This window comes from Paraburkholderia fungorum, from assembly GCF_046026025.1.
In the GTDB taxonomy this organism is placed as follows: domain Bacteria; phylum Pseudomonadota; class Gammaproteobacteria; order Burkholderiales; family Burkholderiaceae; genus Paraburkholderia; species Paraburkholderia fungorum_E.
Window position 1 is genome coordinate 20727 of record NZ_JAQQFL010000024.1, and the last position, 16882, is coordinate 37608.

Annotated in this window: 14 protein-coding genes and 1 tRNA gene; 10 read left to right on the forward strand and 5 right to left on the reverse strand. The window is 63.6% G+C overall.

Going from position 1 to position 16882, the window contains the following annotated elements; all coding sequences use genetic code 11:
- The first annotated feature begins 2 nt into the window (after positions 1-2).
- The 3 genes from pal (at position 3) to PQR67_RS24110 (ending at position 1565) form a co-directional block, all read left to right on the forward strand.
- Positions 3-512: a peptidoglycan-associated lipoprotein Pal gene (gene pal / locus PQR67_RS24100; protein ID WP_408464801.1), complete on the forward strand. Its 510-nt coding sequence runs from the start codon at positions 3-5 to the stop codon at positions 510-512.
- Positions 513-531: 19 nt separating this feature from the next.
- Entirely contained in the window at positions 532-1281 is a 750-nt protein-coding gene (gene ybgF / locus PQR67_RS24105) for a tol-pal system protein YbgF (protein WP_408464803.1), read from the forward strand.
- A 208-nt stretch (positions 1282-1489) separates the two neighbouring features.
- Positions 1490-1565 (forward strand) — tRNA-Lys (locus PQR67_RS24110).
- Between the two features lie 664 nt (positions 1566-2229).
- Here the strand turns inward: PQR67_RS24110 and PQR67_RS24115 are convergent.
- The 5 genes from PQR67_RS24115 to PQR67_RS24135 form a co-directional block, all read right to left on the reverse strand.
- A complete protein-coding gene (locus tag PQR67_RS24115) occupies positions 2230-5769 on the reverse strand; it encodes an SAV_2336 N-terminal domain-related protein (RefSeq protein ID WP_408464805.1) in 3540 nt (1179 codons plus the stop codon).
- Positions 5766-6806 (reverse strand): AAA family ATPase, encoded by a 1041-nt coding sequence (locus PQR67_RS24120; protein WP_408464807.1) that lies wholly within the window; start codon positions 6804-6806, stop codon positions 5766-5768. The genes PQR67_RS24115 and PQR67_RS24120 overlap by 4 nt, the downstream gene beginning before the upstream one ends.
- 11 nt (positions 6807-6817) lie before the next feature.
- Positions 6818-8626, reverse strand: a complete 1809-nt coding sequence (locus tag PQR67_RS24125; RefSeq protein ID WP_408464809.1) for a VMAP-C domain-containing protein — start codon at positions 8624-8626, stop codon at positions 6818-6820.
- On the reverse strand, positions 8623-9795 hold the full coding sequence (locus PQR67_RS24130) for a hypothetical protein (protein ID WP_408464811.1): 1173 nt from the start codon (positions 9793-9795) through the stop codon (positions 8623-8625). Before PQR67_RS24130 ends, PQR67_RS24125 begins: the two co-directional genes overlap by 4 nt.
- Positions 9796-10035: 240 nt before the next feature.
- Positions 10036-10404, reverse strand: coding sequence for a hypothetical protein (locus PQR67_RS24135; RefSeq protein WP_408464813.1), 369 nt, complete (start codon positions 10402-10404; stop codon positions 10036-10038).
- Positions 10405-10617: 213 nt separating this feature from the next.
- Between PQR67_RS24135 and PQR67_RS24140 the strand changes: the two genes are divergently transcribed.
- From PQR67_RS24140 to PQR67_RS24170, 7 genes are all read left to right on the forward strand, one after another.
- Positions 10618-11322 carry a hypothetical protein gene (locus tag PQR67_RS24140; protein WP_408464815.1) on the forward strand — a complete coding sequence of 235 codons (705 nt, stop codon included), beginning with the start codon at positions 10618-10620 and terminating at the stop codon, positions 11320-11322.
- A 149-nt stretch (positions 11323-11471) separates the two neighbouring features.
- Positions 11472-12485 carry a DUF932 domain-containing protein gene (locus tag PQR67_RS24145; protein ID WP_408464965.1) on the forward strand — a complete coding sequence of 338 codons (1014 nt, stop codon included), beginning with the start codon at positions 11472-11474 and terminating at the stop codon, positions 12483-12485.
- A gap of 78 nt (positions 12486-12563) precedes the next feature.
- Complete coding sequence (locus PQR67_RS24150; protein WP_408464817.1) at positions 12564-13559, forward strand: YqaJ viral recombinase family nuclease; 996 nt, start codon at positions 12564-12566, stop codon at positions 13557-13559.
- A 38-nt stretch (positions 13560-13597) separates the two neighbouring features.
- Positions 13598-14512 (forward strand): recombination directionality factor, encoded by a 915-nt coding sequence (locus tag PQR67_RS24155; RefSeq protein ID WP_408464819.1) that lies wholly within the window; start codon positions 13598-13600, stop codon positions 14510-14512.
- Entirely contained in the window at positions 14512-15609 is a 1098-nt protein-coding gene (locus PQR67_RS24160) for a hypothetical protein (protein WP_408464967.1), read from the forward strand. The genes PQR67_RS24155 and PQR67_RS24160 overlap by 1 nt, the downstream gene beginning before the upstream one ends.
- Positions 15610-15667: 58 nt before the next feature.
- Positions 15668-16477 (forward strand): DUF4942 domain-containing protein, encoded by an 810-nt coding sequence (locus PQR67_RS24165; protein WP_408464821.1) that lies wholly within the window; start codon positions 15668-15670, stop codon positions 16475-16477.
- A gap of 104 nt (positions 16478-16581) precedes the next feature.
- Positions 16582-16881: a hypothetical protein gene (locus PQR67_RS24170; RefSeq protein WP_408464823.1), complete on the forward strand. Its 300-nt coding sequence runs from the start codon at positions 16582-16584 to the stop codon at positions 16879-16881.
- The last annotated feature ends 1 nt before the right edge of the window (position 16882 follow it).

Consider the following 16882-nt stretch of genomic DNA (forward strand, 5'->3'; position numbering starts at 1 on the left):
AAATGACGTCAAAACTTCGTTTCGCATTTGCCGTATTGATGGTCGGTGCGCTGGCAGCATGTCACTCGGGCGTCAAGCTCGACGAAAACGCTAACAAGGGTGGCGCAGTTTCGACGCAACCGAATCCGACTGATGTCGCTCAGGTCAACGTCGATCCGCTGAACGATCCGAACAGCCCGCTCGCCAAGCGCAGCATCTACTTCGACTTCGACAGCTACTCGGTCAAGGACGACTATCAATCGCTGCTGCAACAACACGCGCAATACCTGAAGAGCCATCCGCAACGTCACGTCCTGATCCAGGGCAATACCGACGAACGCGGCACCAGCGAGTACAACCTGGCACTCGGCCAGAAGCGTGCTGAAGCTGTGCGCCGTTCGCTGTCGCTGATGGGCGTGGCTGACTCGGAAATGGAAGCCGTGAGCCTCGGCAAGGAAAAGCCGCAAGCAACCGGTCATGACGAATCGTCGTGGGCACAAAACCGCCGCGCCGACCTCGTGTACCAACAGTAAGTAACGGGTGACTAGCCGAATGACGCATCGTTTCTCCTGGCTGCGGTTTGCCGCAGCGGCCTGCGTCGCGGGGACGGCCTTCACGGCTGTGCCCGCGCATGCGGGCATCTTCGACGACGATCAGGCCCGTCAGGCCATTCTCGATCTGCGTTCGAAGACCGATAGCCTGTCGAGCCAACTGTCGGCCGCGCAGCGCACGATCCTCGATCAGTCCAACCGCCTCGATCAGCTGAATCAGCAGGTCGCGACGTTGCGTGGGCAGAACGAAGATATGGGTAACCAACTCACCACGCTGCAAAAACAGCAGAAGGACTACTACACCGATCTGGACACGCGGCTGAAGAAATTCGAGCCGCAGCAACAGACGGTGGACGGCGTCCAGGGCGAGGTGCAGCCGGGTGAAACCGATTCGTTCAATGCGGCTTCCCAGCAGTTCCGCAACGGCGACTTCAAGAATGCGGCTGCGTCGTTCCGCAGCTTCATCGCCAAGTTTCCGAACAGCCCTTACCAGCCGACCGCGCAGTACTGGCTCGGCAACGCACTGTATGCGCTGCGTGACTACAAGGGCTCGACGGCGACCTGGCAAGGTGTGGTGAAGAACTACCCGCAGCATCCGCGTGCGCCGGACGCGCTGCTCGCAATTGCGAACAATCAACTCGAGCAAGGCCAGAAGGCTGCGGCCAAAAAGACGCTGGAGCAGATCGTCGCGCAGTACAGCGGCTCGGACGTCGCGCAGTCGGCTCAGAGCAAGCTGTCGCAGATCAAGTAGTCGTACACGTTTTGTGCAGTTGATGTAACGCGCAGTGGCTGCGCAGTCTCCAACGCAGTTTCCAAATCAACGGCCACGCGCGCCTCTCGCCGGAAAGCCCGGGGTAGCAATACCTCGGGCTTTTCACTATCTGAAGTGCAGATATCTCGACTAACCACCATGGGTTGACAGCTCGCGGGGGCTATCGCTATAATCTCGCTTCTCTTTTGGGTCGTTAGCTCAGCTGGTAGAGCAGCGGACTTTTAATCCGTTGGTCACAGGTTCGAATCCCGTACGGCCTACCAAAAGATTCAAGGGCTTACATGCGAACGCATGTAAGCCCTTTTTCTGTTGCGCCGCCCGTGTAGGCGCTGTGTAGGCATTTTTGGTCAACACAGATCAATTCGGATCCTCGGCTTGTTGTAGAGTCGCGATCAAATTGGCGCTACTTTTCACGTGGTGTTTGCGCGTCAGCGTCGCACGAATTCGCCCGCTTTAGGATAGGTACTGCACAAAAGATTAATGCAGACATGAGACCGTTCCAACACGAAACCCTGAGTCTCGACAATGCGCTTCTTGCCGAATGTGCTGGCACGCTGAGTCTCAATCAGAACGACATCTCTGAGATTTTTTGGGGGAACTCTAAGGGAAAGCGGTAAATCTCTAGAGGAAGCAACGAAATCGAAGTCATCGAATTTCGCGAAAAAGAGTGAGCGCTTCGGGATTCGTCGGATCAGTTGTCACCGGTCGTCGTCGGAGTAGGTTCGGCCACTAGCGGCCAGTTGTTGCATGGCGGTCGAATAACCGCTTCGGGTCGAGAACGGCAGTATTTCAGTGTGCGCGCTGCCGCATGGCCCCGAATCCCGGCAATGCGCTTCTGCACGCGGCGGCGAACGGCGTAAGCTTCGTGTACGCGGGTCGAACTGGCAGTGACACGATCGTCTGCGCTGTCATCGATTGCAAACGGTGCTAATCCCGACTGCGCTTCGGCCGGACAAGATGCGCGTGGCGCGTGAAGGCATCGAGCGTGGCCCGTTCGAAGCTGTGACGGCGGCGGAACAGGGCGCTAACGAATCCCAGCGACTTCGTGAGGCGATCGGTGCCGGTCCTGAACAGGTCCGGTCGCTCGCGCGCATAGGCGTCGACAGCCTCCCACGCGCGATCGACAGCGTCGTCAACATCCAGCAACGTCGCAAAGCGGCTGCGATACAGATCGCGCAACGCTTCCCTGTTCCATTCCTCCGCGGTTTCCATGCCGGGGAATTTCCATACGGTGTACTGCAGCAGCAATTTTTCGTCGATCGGACGCCTGAGCGTCTCGTCCTGCAGGCCGACCGCGCGAAGCACCAGTGCCGCCAGCTCGCCGTGATGATCCGTCGTGCCGATCGCGCCGGCGCGAAGCGCCGCGGCGACGTGCTCGGGCTTGCGCCCGATGGCGAAGATGACGAACGGAACGTAGTTATCTTGGCGCCGCAGCGCCTTCAGTAGTGTGTAGCCCGCCGACGAATCGCCCGGACGGCCCATGTCCGAGATCACGACGTCGAACAGCGCTTCGCGCGCCTTCGCCAGCCCTTCGTCAGTGGTCGTCGCGAGTTCGTATATCAGCTGGCCCTGCGCTAGTCCGTAGTTGCGCTCATTGGCGTTGTTGTCGGGGCGATCGTCGACCCACAGCACGCGCGGGCGTCGCGGCGGCCGCGAAAGGCGCGTCGCCACCGCCGTACTGACGATTTGACCCAGCTCGTCGATGAGCGCGACATAACCAGTACGCGAGATCGACCAACGGACTTGGCGCCCGGCGTCCATATCGACGTCGGTGCCGCTCGAATCCATGTGGATCCCGTACGCGGGGAAACGCCTCGCGACACGCTCCACAGCCTGCAGCGACACCGGAAAGTCGACCGTTAGAACGTCCGGAGCAACCGGGGTCAAGCGCTCGAAGATAGTGACAACCGCGTCCTTCCACAGCGACATCAGGCGATCGAGATAGATCGTGTAATCGGTGCTGAAGGCCAGCTCGGACATGCCGTCGGTGCCGAAGCGTTCGAAGAACGGACTGTAGTAGACCGACAACGATTCGCGCTGCGCCCGCTCGCGCAGCGCCCGTAGAATGATGAAGCGCTCGTCGCGCCCGTAGTGATCGGCGAGCACGTCGTCGATAGGCGTGGCAGCGAAGTCGCGCAACAGGCGCAGCGTCGCCGACAGGGTCGCTTTCTCGAATCCTTGCGGATCGTGCTTCAGCGCCAGACCGGCGGCGTTCCGTAGCCGCTCGACGGCGCGATGCCAACGCCAAGGCTCGTCGTCGGTGCCGGCCAGCCAGTTCTCGGCATCCGTCAGATCGCGCTCGTAATTGGCACGCGCCTTGGCCACGTCGAAGTGCCGGATCGGATCCTCACCTGTAAACAGCAGTTCGCGCGTGGGTCCCCAGAAGATGTACTCGGACATGTACAGCCAGTGCGCGAGCTGCGCGCGCCGTTCGCCCGACCATTCCGAGAGCAGATCGCGGACGCTGGAATTGCGCTCGCCGTTCACCGCCGTGATGGCCGAGACGTGGAACGCGAGCGCCATCGCTTGCAGCATGTCCAGCGCCATTTCGAGCCAGTCGGCGACGTCGTCGCGCGGCGTTCTGGGCGTGATCGAAGCCAGCAGATCGCGCGCGTAGGGCGCGAATGCCCAACTGCCGTCGCCGCGCTGGTGCACCAGCCGCGCCGCGCACAGCGCCTCCCAGGCCGACTCTGGCATCGTCTCGGCGGAAGGTCGGCGGCCCGACGCCGCGATGTCGGCGACGATCAGCGCCGCACGGCTTTCGACGCGTTCCAGGAAATCGCGCACCTGGCGCTGCGCTTCGTGCTGGCTGGAGGGCAGCCCGAGCAGGGACGTCGCGACGTCCGCGAAAGGCTGCGCCCACGCAGGCAAGTGAAAGCGGCCCTCATCGTCGGCGATCAGTTGCGTCGAGCGGACGCTAGAACCGGAGCCGGACAGCCGTTCGATGTGGCGGGACACGTGGCGCTGCAACTCCCGGGCGATCTCCTGCGCTTCCCGCTCGCGCAGCGATCGCAGCAGCAGCTCGCGCGCCTGTGGGCGCACCGAATACCACCGCGACGACCGGTCGCGATCGTCGGCGGCGGCGCCCGGCTGCGAGGCCACGAGCACGCCGCTGCGCAGCAGCTCGTCGAGCAGACCCGGATCGGCCGAATCGAACTTGACGGCCTGCACGAGGCGCGCGACCGGCAGTGTGAACGGACTGGTGCACAGGAACACGGCGAGGCGGAACGCGCTCGGCGACTCATACTTCAACAGCGACAACGCCTGCGCGACGGCCGCGTCGGTCGGATCGTCGCGACGCTCCGAGCTGATCCAGGCCGGCGGCGCCGCGCGCGACTTCTTCGGCATACGCAATCGATACGCGGCGTTGCGGCGTCCTCGCGCCATCTGCATGTCGGCCCATTGCGCGAGCCCAACGGCGCTGAACGGCGCGACCGGCAACGCGACGGTCTCGCCCGCGCGCGTGGCGTCCACGTCGTCTTCGTCGTCCTCGATGCGCCACCGGTCCAGGTGCATGTCCAGTGCCGGCGGCAGCGCGCCTGCAACGGTCGTCGACACGACGCCGTGCGGCTCGCCGAGCCCGCTGCGTGCCCAGCGCTCCGTCGGCGTCAGTTGCAGCAGCAGCGTGCAGCTGTCGGACAGCCAGGGTACCAGCACCTTGGCGTACGCGCCGTCCGTCCAATGGCGGGACGCGCCGTTGCTGGCGAACAGAATCAGTCGGCGCGCCGCCTTGCCCTGCAACGACGCGACCGGCGCGCGCACGCCGTGACGGTTCTCGAGCGTCGCCGCGCGCATGCCTTCGTCGCCCTCGACGCGCAAGGTCCACTCCCGCACGCGGCCAAACGCGCCCGTCTCGCGCAGCAGGGCGGCGAACTCGCGCAGCATGTCCTCCCACAGCGGCGCCGCGCCGTCGTCTTCCAGCACCAGCTCGACGTCGAACCAGCGCTCACGGCGCGGCTTGAAAACCGGCATCACGAGATCGGATTCGTGCATCCACAAGCGAGCGCAGGCGTCAACCGTGCCGTCCTCGTCGAGATCGAGATACTGACGCGACGGCCAGCGACGCGTCAGCGGCCGCAGCGCGCGCATCAACGCTAGCCGGTTCGTCAGCGAGCGCGGGGCGGGCAGAATTACCGGCGACGCGGGCCGTTCGAGCGCGGCGGACTCGTCGCTAGTGATGCGCGGAAACACGAGCCGCAGCCCCGAGTCGCCGACGATCTCCGGAACCGGCGAGTTCTCTCCCGATGCCGGCCGCTGGTCCGGGCGCTGCGACGGTGTTTCGCCCGCATCGGCGGGCGCCCGCGCCGACGCGGGCTCGTCGGCTCGGGCGTGCTTGCGGGCGGGCGCGACCGCGTCCAGCGACAGCTTCACGCCCTGGGTCGCGAGCCAGAAAGCGTCGAGCAGTTGCTCGACATCGGCGTCGAAGTTCGCCGCCTCCAGCCGCGCGAGAAAGCGTTGCAGGCTCACGTGCCCTGTCCGCTCAGCGGTCGCATCAACTGCTCACGCACCGCGAGCAGTTCCTCCTTATTGAACCTGCGTTTCTGCAAGTTCTTCATCGCCACCGTCAGGAAGACCGCGTTCAGCAACTGGTCGGTGGCGACGTCCTGGTTCTCGCGCTGATCGCTGTCGAAGCGATCGACGAGTTCCTTGATTTCAGCCGGATCCAGCACGCCGGCATGTTCGGCGAGATGCGACTCGACGATGCGCAGCAGTTCGTCCGGCTCCGGCGGCTCGATCTCGAGGCGTACGCAGCGGCGCAGGAACGGCGCCGGAAATTCACGCTCGGCGTTCGAGGTCATCATCACGAAAGGAAATTGCCGACATTGCAAACGGCCGCCGACGATCGGCACCGTATTGCCTTCGAAGTCTGTGACCGGAATCGGCTCGTCGCCCTTGCCAAGCCGTCGAAGCTCGGGAATCTCGTATTCGCCTTCCTCGATGACATTGAGTAGATCGTTGGCGAAGTCCAGATCCGATTTGTCGATCTCGTCGATCAGCAACGCGCGCGGCCAGTCGCTCGCGACCAGCGCCGTCCCCAGCGGCCCGAGCTTGAGGTATTGCTCCACCGGCGGCTCGTTGCGTCCGGCCTGCAGGCGGCCCACCGCATCGTACTCGTAGACACCGCTGCGCACCGTAGAGCGCGAGTTGATCGGCCAGCGCAGCACGGCCCCGAGCCTCAGCTCGTGCGCGACCTTAGCAATCAGCGTCGATTTGCCGGTGCCGGGACGCCCTGTCAGCAGCAGCGGACGGCGCAGATACAGCGCGGCGTTGACCGCGATCCGCATCGGATCGCTGACGATGAACGGCCTTGCGCGGCGGGCTTCCGACTCACTGCCCGCGAGATCGGCGGCAGGCGGTGCAAGCGGCGCCAGCGCGTGCGCGAAACGCCACGGAGGCGGTGGCGGCAGGGTAGTCAAGCCGTCGTGCGGCGCACCGCCGGTGAAAATTTTCCAGTCGCGTTCGCCGTCGATCGCCGCGTCAGGGGACGGGGTGGGTGCATTCATGGCAGTCGTTCCTATCGCTCGTAGGCATACGTAAAGGGTCTGAAAGAAGGATCGTCCCAGAGGAGCGAGGCGTCGAGAGCGTTCTCGGTGCCGAGCAGCCGCTCGTCGTGAAACTTCCCAACGAAGTCCTCGAGGTTGCCCAGCTCGCTGCTTAACGCCTGCAGCGCGCAAGCAACATCACCCCATTCGCCCGGCGTCGGCGGCGGCAGGTGCCGGATGTAGAGGAAAGGCACGCCGAGGCCGATTGCGCGCTTCAGCGCGTCCAAGCCCGGCACCGGTCGCATACCGCCCTCGACGGGATGCGGCAGACTGAAACCGGCGAAGCAAAGGCCCTGCTCCGAGGAAAGCTTCGGCCCGTCGTCGATGCGGATCCAGCGGACCTTTGCTGGCTTCTGGCTGCGCAGGCTCGACGCGTACTCGATCCATTTCTTCAGGATCTTCGGATTCTCCGAGAAGAAGCGGTTGCGCTCGCGCACCACCACGCAGGCTTGCTGGCCGAGCAGGCTGCCGCTCGGCGCCGAGAGTCGATGGTAAGGACGATCCAGCAGCGACAGATCGACGATGAACTGGATCTGCATATCGTCCAGCGGGCAATCCTTCTCGATCTCGGTCAGAAGCGCATGCATGGCCGTCTCGAAAGCCTTCCAGCCGCGCACGGGCTGCTTGTCGAAGGGGCGCGACTGGTCGAACGAGCCGTCCGCGAAACAGAGCGACGGCTTCAGCCAGCCGATGTCGCCGTCGGTTCGCGCCACCTCGACGAGCAGCACGCGCTGGCGGCTTTCCATCCTGAGCTTGTCGGCGATCTTCCCGCGGCTGAAGGACTGGTCTTTTGCCTCGCGATCGAGCCATTCGCTGATCTTCGCTGACAATTCCTTCACCGTGGCGAGGCGCATCAAGAACTGCATCAGGCCATGCGGAACGGCGCCCTCGATGTCGCGCATCTCGCACAGATCCTGCAGCGCCGACCTGAGGTCGTGAGCCTTCGCCGGCACGCCGAGATCGGCAACCGTGAGCTCGTAGTGACGGCCGAAGAACGCGTGAGCATCGACGCCGTCCAGCAGTTTCCAGGCGGAATCGAACAACGCCGTGCGCGATCCGCCGACGCCGCCATGCATGCTGGGGTCGGCGCGAAGGCCTGCGGCGTCGAAGTCGTCCCTCAGTTTGTCGAGATCGCGGGGATAGCCGGGCGTCGCGCCGAGCAACGCGAGCGCCGTTCGCACGAACGTGCCGCCGGCCGTGGGCGTCTTCGCGGTCGCGCCAGCCAGCGATGCATAACGCTCGAGTTGCTGCGGCCACCAGACCGGCTCGTGCGATTCAAACGTGAATTGCGCCTGGGCACTAGGGACGCTGCATACGTCCGCGAGCACGATCTGTGTCGAAAACGCGCTGAACGCGGCCGTATGCAGAAATTTGACAAAGTTGCTTGCGTTGAAGAAGGCGTCCGACCGTCCGTTCCGGTAGTCGCCGCAGGCGAATATCCGTTTGTCGGACGTATTGCAGATCATGCCGTGGCCTGCCCAAAAGAAGAACAGGTGCGAGTCAGGCGGCGCGTCCTTGGGCAGACCCTCGCGCGCAAAGCGGTTGAGTGTATGCGCCGACGTCTCGCAGTGGACGATGAACCGCGCGTTGTCCTTCAGGGCGAGCAGGTCCTCGTCCAGCGCCGCACCCTCATCGACGAACAGGTCGAGCCGCAACGTCACGTCCGGCAATTCAAGCAGCCAGCGCGCGACGTCGCAGGCGCTGGCGACCGGCCCGTCCACGTTCCAGTTTGGTTCCTCGTAGCGGTCGATGCCGACCACCATCGCGCGGATCGTCGTCACGGCTGCATGAACCGCTTGATCTCGGCCCACACCGCGTCGTTGCCGAAGTAGTCGCTGTGGGAATCCGGGAACGGCTTGCCCGACACCGATTCGAATTCCTCCACGCCCTGGAACAGCCGTTTGGCCACGTAGCTCAGCATGTCGTTGCGATCGTAGACGTTGAGCCAGTCAGGAAACGTCGCTGGCAAGGGCTGGCGCGAGTCGAGCGACGCGAGCACGCCGATCTCGTGGAAAAGCGGCGACTGCGATCCGACGGTCACAAGGCGCTCAATTTCCGGCGCGCCAGGCAGCGCGAACAGATCGAAGCAGGCGACACCGCCGAGGCTGTGCGCGACCACGGTGACCGGCGCGGGCGCGTTGCGGATCTCGTTGCCGATGAACCGGCGGATCTCTTCGCCGTGCGCCTGATACAGCAGGATGTCACCGATGAACGGCGCTATTGCGTCGGTGAGACCGTCGCGATAGCGCTTCAGCACCCCGGTCGCGAGCCGCTTGAGTCCGCGCACGAAGAAGTCCGACGGCGCCAGCACGAGCACTTCCCAATCGGTATTCAACTGGATCACCATGCGATCGCGCAGGCTGCGGCTCGGCGTCGGCAGGCCGCGATCCTGAAGATCGCGCAGCAGCTGCGCCACGACCGCGCGGCTGAGTGCCTGGCCCGCTACCGGGAGTTCGTGGGCTGAACGCTGGAAGGCGGTTCGCGCGATCAGATCGGCGGCGGTGACCGCATGCCAGGCTTTCTGCCATGCGGCCATGTCGAGGCCAGCGCGTTCGAACAGGATCCGCATCCCTTCGGACGGTTGATAAGCCGCGATCCGTTTCCATTCGGCCAGCCAAGGCGGATCGATACCCGGAGGCGGCGCTGGCATCGCGCGGTGGGGATCGCGGATGGTCAGTTTTTCCAGTTCGCACAACGGATCGGCGATCAGCCATGACCAGCGCGCGAAGTCTTCGCCCTCGCGCTCTAGTTCGCGTTCCTCCGTGTGGGCATCCGGCGGCAGCGACAACCCCTGGAAATCGATGCCGAGCGCATTGCCCCACGCGCAGGGCACGAACCTCGCGCCGATCCCGGCCTGTTTCGCGGTGCGTTCGGCCAATGCCAGCGATGCCTGGTAGGCGCTCATTCTCACGCCGGTGCCGTGCACCAGCACGATGCTTCCGTCTTCCATGTTTGTCTTCCTGATTTGCGGATCGCGGCATTGCAGCGGACGTCGGCAGCGATAAATGCAGATCGCGCGAATATTGCCGCGTCGAGTCGCGTCGTCTTGATGTTGCGCAAAGGATAGTCGAAAAGCGCTGGCGCGGGCGGGTGAAAATGCTCCGGCGATCCGGTCAAAATGATTCGAAGCCTGATTTTTTGTCAAATCGCGAATATGTTTTCCATGTTTCATGGTTGACGCGCCACGCCATCAAAGCGACGTCGCACGAACGAACGGTGAAACCCTGGCAGAATTGAGCGCGTCGCGCGGGCAAGGGGACTGGAAAGCACGGTGCGCCCGTTGGCTTCGAAGTGACGGCACGCAATGACCGATCTTGTTCAGTTTCCGTTCCTTGAAACGCATCGGTTCGAGTGACTGCTTCGGGTCGATACTGTTGAAAAAGTCGTTGCCTGCCTCTGTTGCGAGGTTTTCGGGGGTCTTCTCACCCTCGGCCGGTGTTCGCGAGCGGCACGCAGGCCGATCTGAGATCGTCGATTTTCTTGCCAGAGAATTGAAAAAGCCACGCAGCGACTTTTTCAAAAGTATCGGTCGACCTGAGACGGTCGTGGGAAGACCCATCGATCTGTTTCGATCGTCCGGAGATAAATCTCGTCCTCCCAACGGGTCGTCATCGACGTGAGTGAACTCGCCCAGACGACTTTGTAGTGCGTAGCTACCCGTCCTCAAGAGAATTCTAGATTTCTTTGGCTACATATCACTCCCCTGAGCACGGCCACCAAGGCCGCTCCGCCGGTGCATTCCCGCATCGGCGCACTTCGCTCAGGAGTACACATGAATCTCACCCCTTTCCTTCTGCCCGGCGCCCTGACGCTAGCGCTCGTTGCAATGTTTGCCTATGGCCTCTATGCGATTGCCACCAAGGATCGACCGACCCGGCCCGATACACCGACGCCAGCTCCCGTCGCAGTTGAAGAACCCGATGAGTGGGAAGCCTGTGCGCCGTATCCCGATTACGTCACTCACCCGGTGCACGAATCCAGCACCGGATCACAGGGACCCTGGCACCCATTCGGCCAGCAGGAAGCACCCGTCCATGCATCTCATGCGGCGGAAGCCCGCCACGATCTGCACGACGCGATTGGCTCGTTGATGGGCGAGCCGGCGACGCCGGAGCCATCTGCCAGGCCAGCCCCCGCGCCGTCGTCGGCCTCAGTCCTCCGCTGTCCGCGTTGCCTGTCCTCGCGTATCGACACGCGTAATCGTGCCCGCAAGGCCGGTAGCACGATCGGCAGTGTGGCGGGGGCTACAGGAGGCATGGCGGCTGCATTCGCTGGCGCGGAAACGGGGGCAGTCGTCGGCTCAATCGCCGGCCCGGTCGGCACCGTGTTCGGTGGTCTTGCTGGTGCGGTGATCGCCGGGCTGCTCGGCAGCGCCGCAGGCTGCGCCGCCGGCTCCGCGGTGGGTGGCGCGATTGACGACAACGTGCTCGACAACCACCAGTGCCTCTCCTGCGGTCACACCTTCAGCGCCCAGTAACACCAGTCTTCGTTGTCGTTCGCCCCCGCTCTTCGCCTCTTTGCATCAATCCCCCGCTTCATTTCCCTTGATCCCAAACCTGTCCGGCTTCTGCCGGGCTATATGCCGTTTTCATTTTCCCGGAGTTCAACATGCATCTTGTCCAGACCATGGCCTATGTCGGCCAGGAACCGTGGCACGGCCTCGGCAACAAACTCCAGACCATGGCCTATGTCGGCCAGGAACCGTGGCACGGCCTCGGCAACAAACTCGCGCCTAATCAACCTCTCGACATCTGGGCCAAAGCCGCTGGCATGGACTGGCGTATCGAGGAGGCCGAAGTGCGCTTTGTAGCCGGCAGCGCAGTCAACCGCGCGGGTCTCGGTTCAATTCACGCCTTCCCGGAACAGAAAGTCCTGTACCGCTCGGATACGTGCGCGCCGCTGTCGGTCGTGTCGTCACGCTATCAGGTCGTTCAACCCGCCCAGATCCTGGAGTTCTACCGGGATCTGACGGAAGTCGGTGGCTACGAGCTGGAAACGGCAGGCGTACTCAAGGAGGGCCGCAAGTTCTGGGCGCTCGCAAAGACCGGGCAGTCGGCCATGCTCAAGGGTCGCGACGAGGTCAACGGCTACATCCTCCTGGCCACTGCCTGCGACGGCACGCTGGCAACCACTGCGCAATTTACCTCCGTGCGCGTCGTCTGCAACAACACGCTCGCAATCGCACTCAGTGATGGCGCGGGAGCCGTCAAGGTACCGCATCGGAGCCAGTTCGATGCGCAGGCCGTCAAACGCCAGCTGGGTATTGCCGTGTCGTCGTGGGATGCGTTCATGGTCCGGATGAAAGCGTTGTCCGAGCGCAAGGTGTCCGATGCGGTCGCAGAAAAATTCCTGCGGCGTGTACTCACCTATTCCACAACGAGCCCGGCCGATCGCGACGCGACCACCGTCAACGATCGCGCCATCAAGGCGGTCGGCCAGCTCTACGCAGGACGAGGCAAGGGCGCGGAATTGCAATCCGCATCCGGCACCGCATGGGGCCTGCTGAACGCGGTGACCGAGTATTGCGATCACCATCGACGCGCTCGCAGCGACGATCACCGGCTTGACGCCGCCTGGTTCGGTGCAGGCGCCACCCTCAAGCAGCGTGCGTGGGACGAAGCGATGAAGCTCGTCGCATGAGACACACGCCGTTGCAGTTACTGCATACACGCCCGGCCGGATTCCGATCAGCCGGGCGTTGTTCATTCTGGAGGCAGTATGAGTCAACCTGAGACAGACGGCCACGACCGGAGGCGTCCCGCGCTTCGGCTGGTCGACACGAAGGCTCTGTCGCGCAGCGAATGGCTGGAAGTGAGGAAATCCGGAATCGGCGGATCAGACGCCGCAGCAGCGGTCGGCCTGAATCCGTATGTCAGCCAGCTCGAACTGTGGCTCGACAAAACCGGACGCGCCGACGGTCTGCCCCGCCCTGATCCCGACGATACGACGTCGCCAACTTATTGGGGCACGTTGCTCGAACCTATCGTCGCCGCTGCCTACACGCAGCAGACCGGCAACAAGGTACGCAAAGTCAACGCGATCCTCCGTCATCGGTCGGTCCCTTTCATGCTGGCAAACATCGACAGGGAAGTTGTCGGTGTGCCCGGTGTGCAGGTCCTCGAGTGCAAGACAGCCGGCGAATTCGGCGCAAGGCTATGGCGGGATGGCGTGCCCGAGTACGTGCAGCTTCAGGTGCAGCACCAGTTGGCCGTCACAGGCAAACAGGCTGCGCACGTCGCAGTTTTGTTGTGGGGACAGGCGCTCGAAGTTCATCGCATCGAGCGCGACGACTCCCTGATCAGGCGGTTGATTGAGCTCGAAACGCGCTTCTGGCAGTTCGTGGAATCCGACAAGCCGCCGCCCGCCGACGGCTCGGAGTCTGCCGATCGCGCGCTGCGGCATCTCCATCCGGGCAACGGCGGCGCAGTCGATTTCACTGACGATCGCCACCTGTCTTCTGTCTTCGCCGATCTGGTTGCCGTGCGGGCCGAAATCGAGGCACGACAGGCAATCGAAGCACAACTGAAGCAAACGCTGCAACAGGCGATGGGCGATGCCGTGCGCGCCGTGTTCGAAACCGGCTCGGTGTCGTTCAGGTGTAGCAAGGATTCGTCGTCGGTCGATCTGACGCGGCTGCTGGCCGATCGACCCGAGCTAGAGCAGCAGTACGCCATCCCGAAACCCGGCTCACGTCGCTTTCTCGTCTCCGTCTGACTTCCCCCTCTTTCCCATCTCCATCTGAAGGAATCGTTATGTTGAAAGGATTAGCCATTACGCCGCCCGTTGTCGGGAGGATTTCCATCGGGCGCATTGTTGAAAAACAGGGCAAGCGCCTGCCGGAAACAGACGACCAGTTTACGCTGACGACCCAGGTGCAGCAGCGCGACGGCTGGATGCTGCATCCGCTGAATGAATCGTTGCGCAAGGCCACCACGGGCAAACTGCGCGCGATTCCCGTGCGCTTCCTGTTCAACGATCCCGGCCTCAATCTGCGGGCGGAGTACTCGCTGTTCGACCGCGATACCGGTCGTCCCGTGTGCGTCGGTAACGGCGAGACGTGCAGGCGGGCGGGCGACGCCGGTATCGAGGAACTGCCCTGCCCGTCTCCAGACGGCTGCGCATTCGGTCGTGCGGGCAACTGCAAGCCCTATGGACGGCTGAACGTCACAATCGGTGACGAGGACGAACTCGGCTCGTTCATTTTCAGAACGACCTCGTACAACTCGATCCGCACCCTTGCGGCGCGACTTCACTATTTCAGCGCGGTCTCGGGCGACCTGCTCGCCTGCCTACAACTGGAACTGAAACTGCGCGGCAAGTCGACCACGCAGAGCTACCGGTCTCCAATCTATTACGTCGATCTCAGTGTGCGCTCGGGAAGCTCGCTCGAAGACGCGCTCGTACAGGCGAAGGAGCTGGACGCGAGACGCCGGGCAGCAGGCTTTGACCAGGCGGCGCTCGATACCGCAGCACGGCTCGGGTTTGCCAACGGCGCTTTTGAGGACAGTCCGGACGAGCGGGCGGCCGTTGCCGAAGAGTTCTATCCGGAGTCTGCGCCTGACCGGCAGGATGCGGGTGACAGGAGCACGACGGATGCGCCCGCCCCCACGACGCTGCGCGACAAGCTGGAGCGCAAGGCGGCACTGCTCGGAGGAAAAGCCGCATGATCGGGACGCGTCGCTGGGCCTTCGTGCTGGCAGTCGGCACAACAGGCACCGCGCTATGCCTGTCGGTTCTCGCCGACTGGCAACGCGGCGGCTCACTGGCCGAGCGACTGGTGTGGGTAGCAGTCGGTGTCGTGCTGGTGGTCAGCGCGCATCTGCTGCCCGCGCTGATCCGGGATGCGCCGATCGTCATGCGCGCCGTAGGCAGCCTTCTATGGGGCGCCTGTCTGGCGACCGCGTGTTACGGCCATGTCCTGTTCTTCGTGCTCGCCCAGCAGCACGCGGGAGAATGGCGGGCGGCAACCGTGGCGACCGTCGATGTTGCGTCCACCGGTCGCAGTCTGACCATCGTGATGGCCGAGCGGTTGAATGTGACACGTCAACTTGCGTTCGCGCAGGCGCAGCGCTGTCCGCGTGACTGCCCGACACTGGAAGCGCGTCGCGTGACGCTCACCGCAAAACTCGACGCGCTGAACGCCGAAGCCGACGACGTCCGGCGACAACAGACGGCGGACGACCGGATCACGGTGCAGCGCGACGCGTTATTCGCCGATCCGGTCACAGCGCGACTCGCGGTATTACTCGGTACGACCGTCACGCGTGTCGATGTGCTGTCGGGACTACTGTTCGCGGCCGTACTCGAAGGGGTTGCCTGCCTGCTGTGGACGGTCGCGCTCCGGGTATTTCCCTTACCGGCTCACGTAGCGGTCGCGACTCAGGCAACGCCGTCAACAGCCTCGCCCGTCGCGACCATGACTGACACGACTCGGCCGACAGTCACGCCAGACGCGAAAGTGACTGCCATGACTGGATCGGGAGTCACTTCGGTCACACCCGACCACCATGACGGGAGTTTTAGTCGCGAAAGCGTGACTCCCAGTCACAGCAGTCCGACCGGCATTCACACGCCGCGCGACGATCCTGTCACGCCATCACGAGAGATCGGGTCAATCGATGACGACGTGGCCCGGCTCGTTCGTGACATCGCCGCCGGGCACATAAGACCGACCGTCGCCGACATCCGCCGTCATCTGGGTTGCGCCCAGTCACGCGCCGCCGCGCTGCGCCGTCAGCTCGCCGAACGTCATATAACGGCATAAGCGCCGGGCCTCGTGCCCGGCTTTTTCTTTTCCTGGCTACCAACCTTACTGGGGCGTTATGGACTCCACCACTGATCTCGTCAAAAGCATCAGCATCACCAATCTCGCTAACCAACGCCTTGCCGTCGTCGAACGCGTCCGGCAGGCGCTCGATCTGCTCGCCGAAGCCGAACGGCTCGCGCGAGCCGCAAACCTCGGCTTTCCGCGGCTCGTGCTCGACGACAGCTACGGCTGTCGCGGCAAGCCGACCATTACCGGGGACTATGCGAAGCGCGACGAAGCTGAAGCCGCCATCGTCAGCGCGATCGACACGCGCGGCTGGAGCTATCTGCTGTCCGAATCGGGCCTGCGCACCTTCATGGACGCCAGCGCCCGGGAACAGTGGAGCAAACAGCTTGCCGAAGGCGACGTACCGGAACTTACCGCCGCCAACATCGAGGCCACGTTCGCGCAGCTCTACAGCTCGCGCGGCGACATGTTCGAACGCGGTGTGCTCCAGTGCTTCCGACGGCTGTCGTGGGATTACAGGGCCAACCAGCCGTTCAGATTCGGCAAGCGGATCATCGTGAAGTACCTGCTTTCGCAGGGCAGCACGAATCACCGCGTCACCGATGAACTGGACGATCTGATCCGCGCGTTCTGCGTGCTCGACGGACAGCCGGAACCGGACCACCGTCACGGCGCGTACTGTCTCGTCTCCGATGCGCAGCAGGCACGGCAGACTGAGGCGGAAAACGCCTATTTCCATCTGCGCTGGTTCAGGAACGGCAACGGGCACGTGACGTTCAAGCGGCCCGAACTGGTCAGGCAGATGAACCTGATTCTCGCGAAGCACTACCCGAACGCACTCGCCTCGGAAGCCCGATAGCCCCCCGCGCGTCCCGCGTCCCGCGCTCCATCCCCCCGTTTTAGCTATCTCGCATCCGGCTTGCCCGGAGGTGCGCGCACGTCTGTTTCCCGGAGAAAACCAATATGAATCTGCCATCTACCCGGCTCACCGGCCCGCGCTTCAGGCCCGGCCGGATCTTCGCCACGCCTGCTGCGCTCGAAGTCATCGCCGATGCGCACGTCCCGATCCTCGACCTGCTGTTCCGGCATCTCCGTGGCGACTGGGGCGCCTTGTCCGAGTCCGACCGCCAGCAGAACGAGTTGTCGGTCGACACCGGCCTGCGCATCCTCTCCAGCTATGTTCTGCCCAACCGGCAGACTGTCTGGCTCATCACGGAATGGGATCGTTCCTCGACTACGTTCCTGTTACCGGGCGACTATTGAA

What these genes read in the sequence shown, in the direction of transcription:
- PQR67_RS24130 (WP_408464811.1), bottom strand. Translation starts at nt 9,795, where the DNA reads ATGGAAGACGGAAGCATCGTGCTGGTGCACGGCACCGGCGTGAGAATG.
- PQR67_RS24150 (WP_408464817.1), top strand. Translation starts at nt 12,564, where the DNA reads ATGAGTCAACCTGAGACAGACGGCCACGACCGGAGGCGTCCCGCGCTT.
- PQR67_RS24165 (WP_408464821.1), top strand. Translation starts at nt 15,668, where the DNA reads ATGGACTCCACCACTGATCTCGTCAAAAGCATCAGCATCACCAATCTC.
- PQR67_RS24145 (WP_408464965.1), top strand. Translation starts at nt 11,472, where the DNA reads ATGGCCTATGTCGGCCAGGAACCGTGGCACGGCCTCGGCAACAAACTC.
- PQR67_RS24170 (WP_408464823.1), top strand. Translation starts at nt 16,582, where the DNA reads ATGAATCTGCCATCTACCCGGCTCACCGGCCCGCGCTTCAGGCCCGGC.
- PQR67_RS24155 (WP_408464819.1), top strand. Translation starts at nt 13,598, where the DNA reads ATGTTGAAAGGATTAGCCATTACGCCGCCCGTTGTCGGGAGGATTTCC.
- pal (WP_408464801.1), top strand. Translation starts at nt 3, where the DNA reads ATGACGTCAAAACTTCGTTTCGCATTTGCCGTATTGATGGTCGGTGCG.
- PQR67_RS24120 (WP_408464807.1), bottom strand. Translation starts at nt 6,806, where the DNA reads ATGAATGCACCCACCCCGTCCCCTGACGCGGCGATCGACGGCGAACGC.
- PQR67_RS24140 (WP_408464815.1), top strand. Translation starts at nt 10,618, where the DNA reads ATGAATCTCACCCCTTTCCTTCTGCCCGGCGCCCTGACGCTAGCGCTC.
- PQR67_RS24135 (WP_408464813.1), bottom strand. Translation starts at nt 10,404, where the DNA reads ATGGGTCTTCCCACGACCGTCTCAGGTCGACCGATACTTTTGAAAAAG.
- ybgF (WP_408464803.1), top strand. Translation starts at nt 532, where the DNA reads ATGACGCATCGTTTCTCCTGGCTGCGGTTTGCCGCAGCGGCCTGCGTC.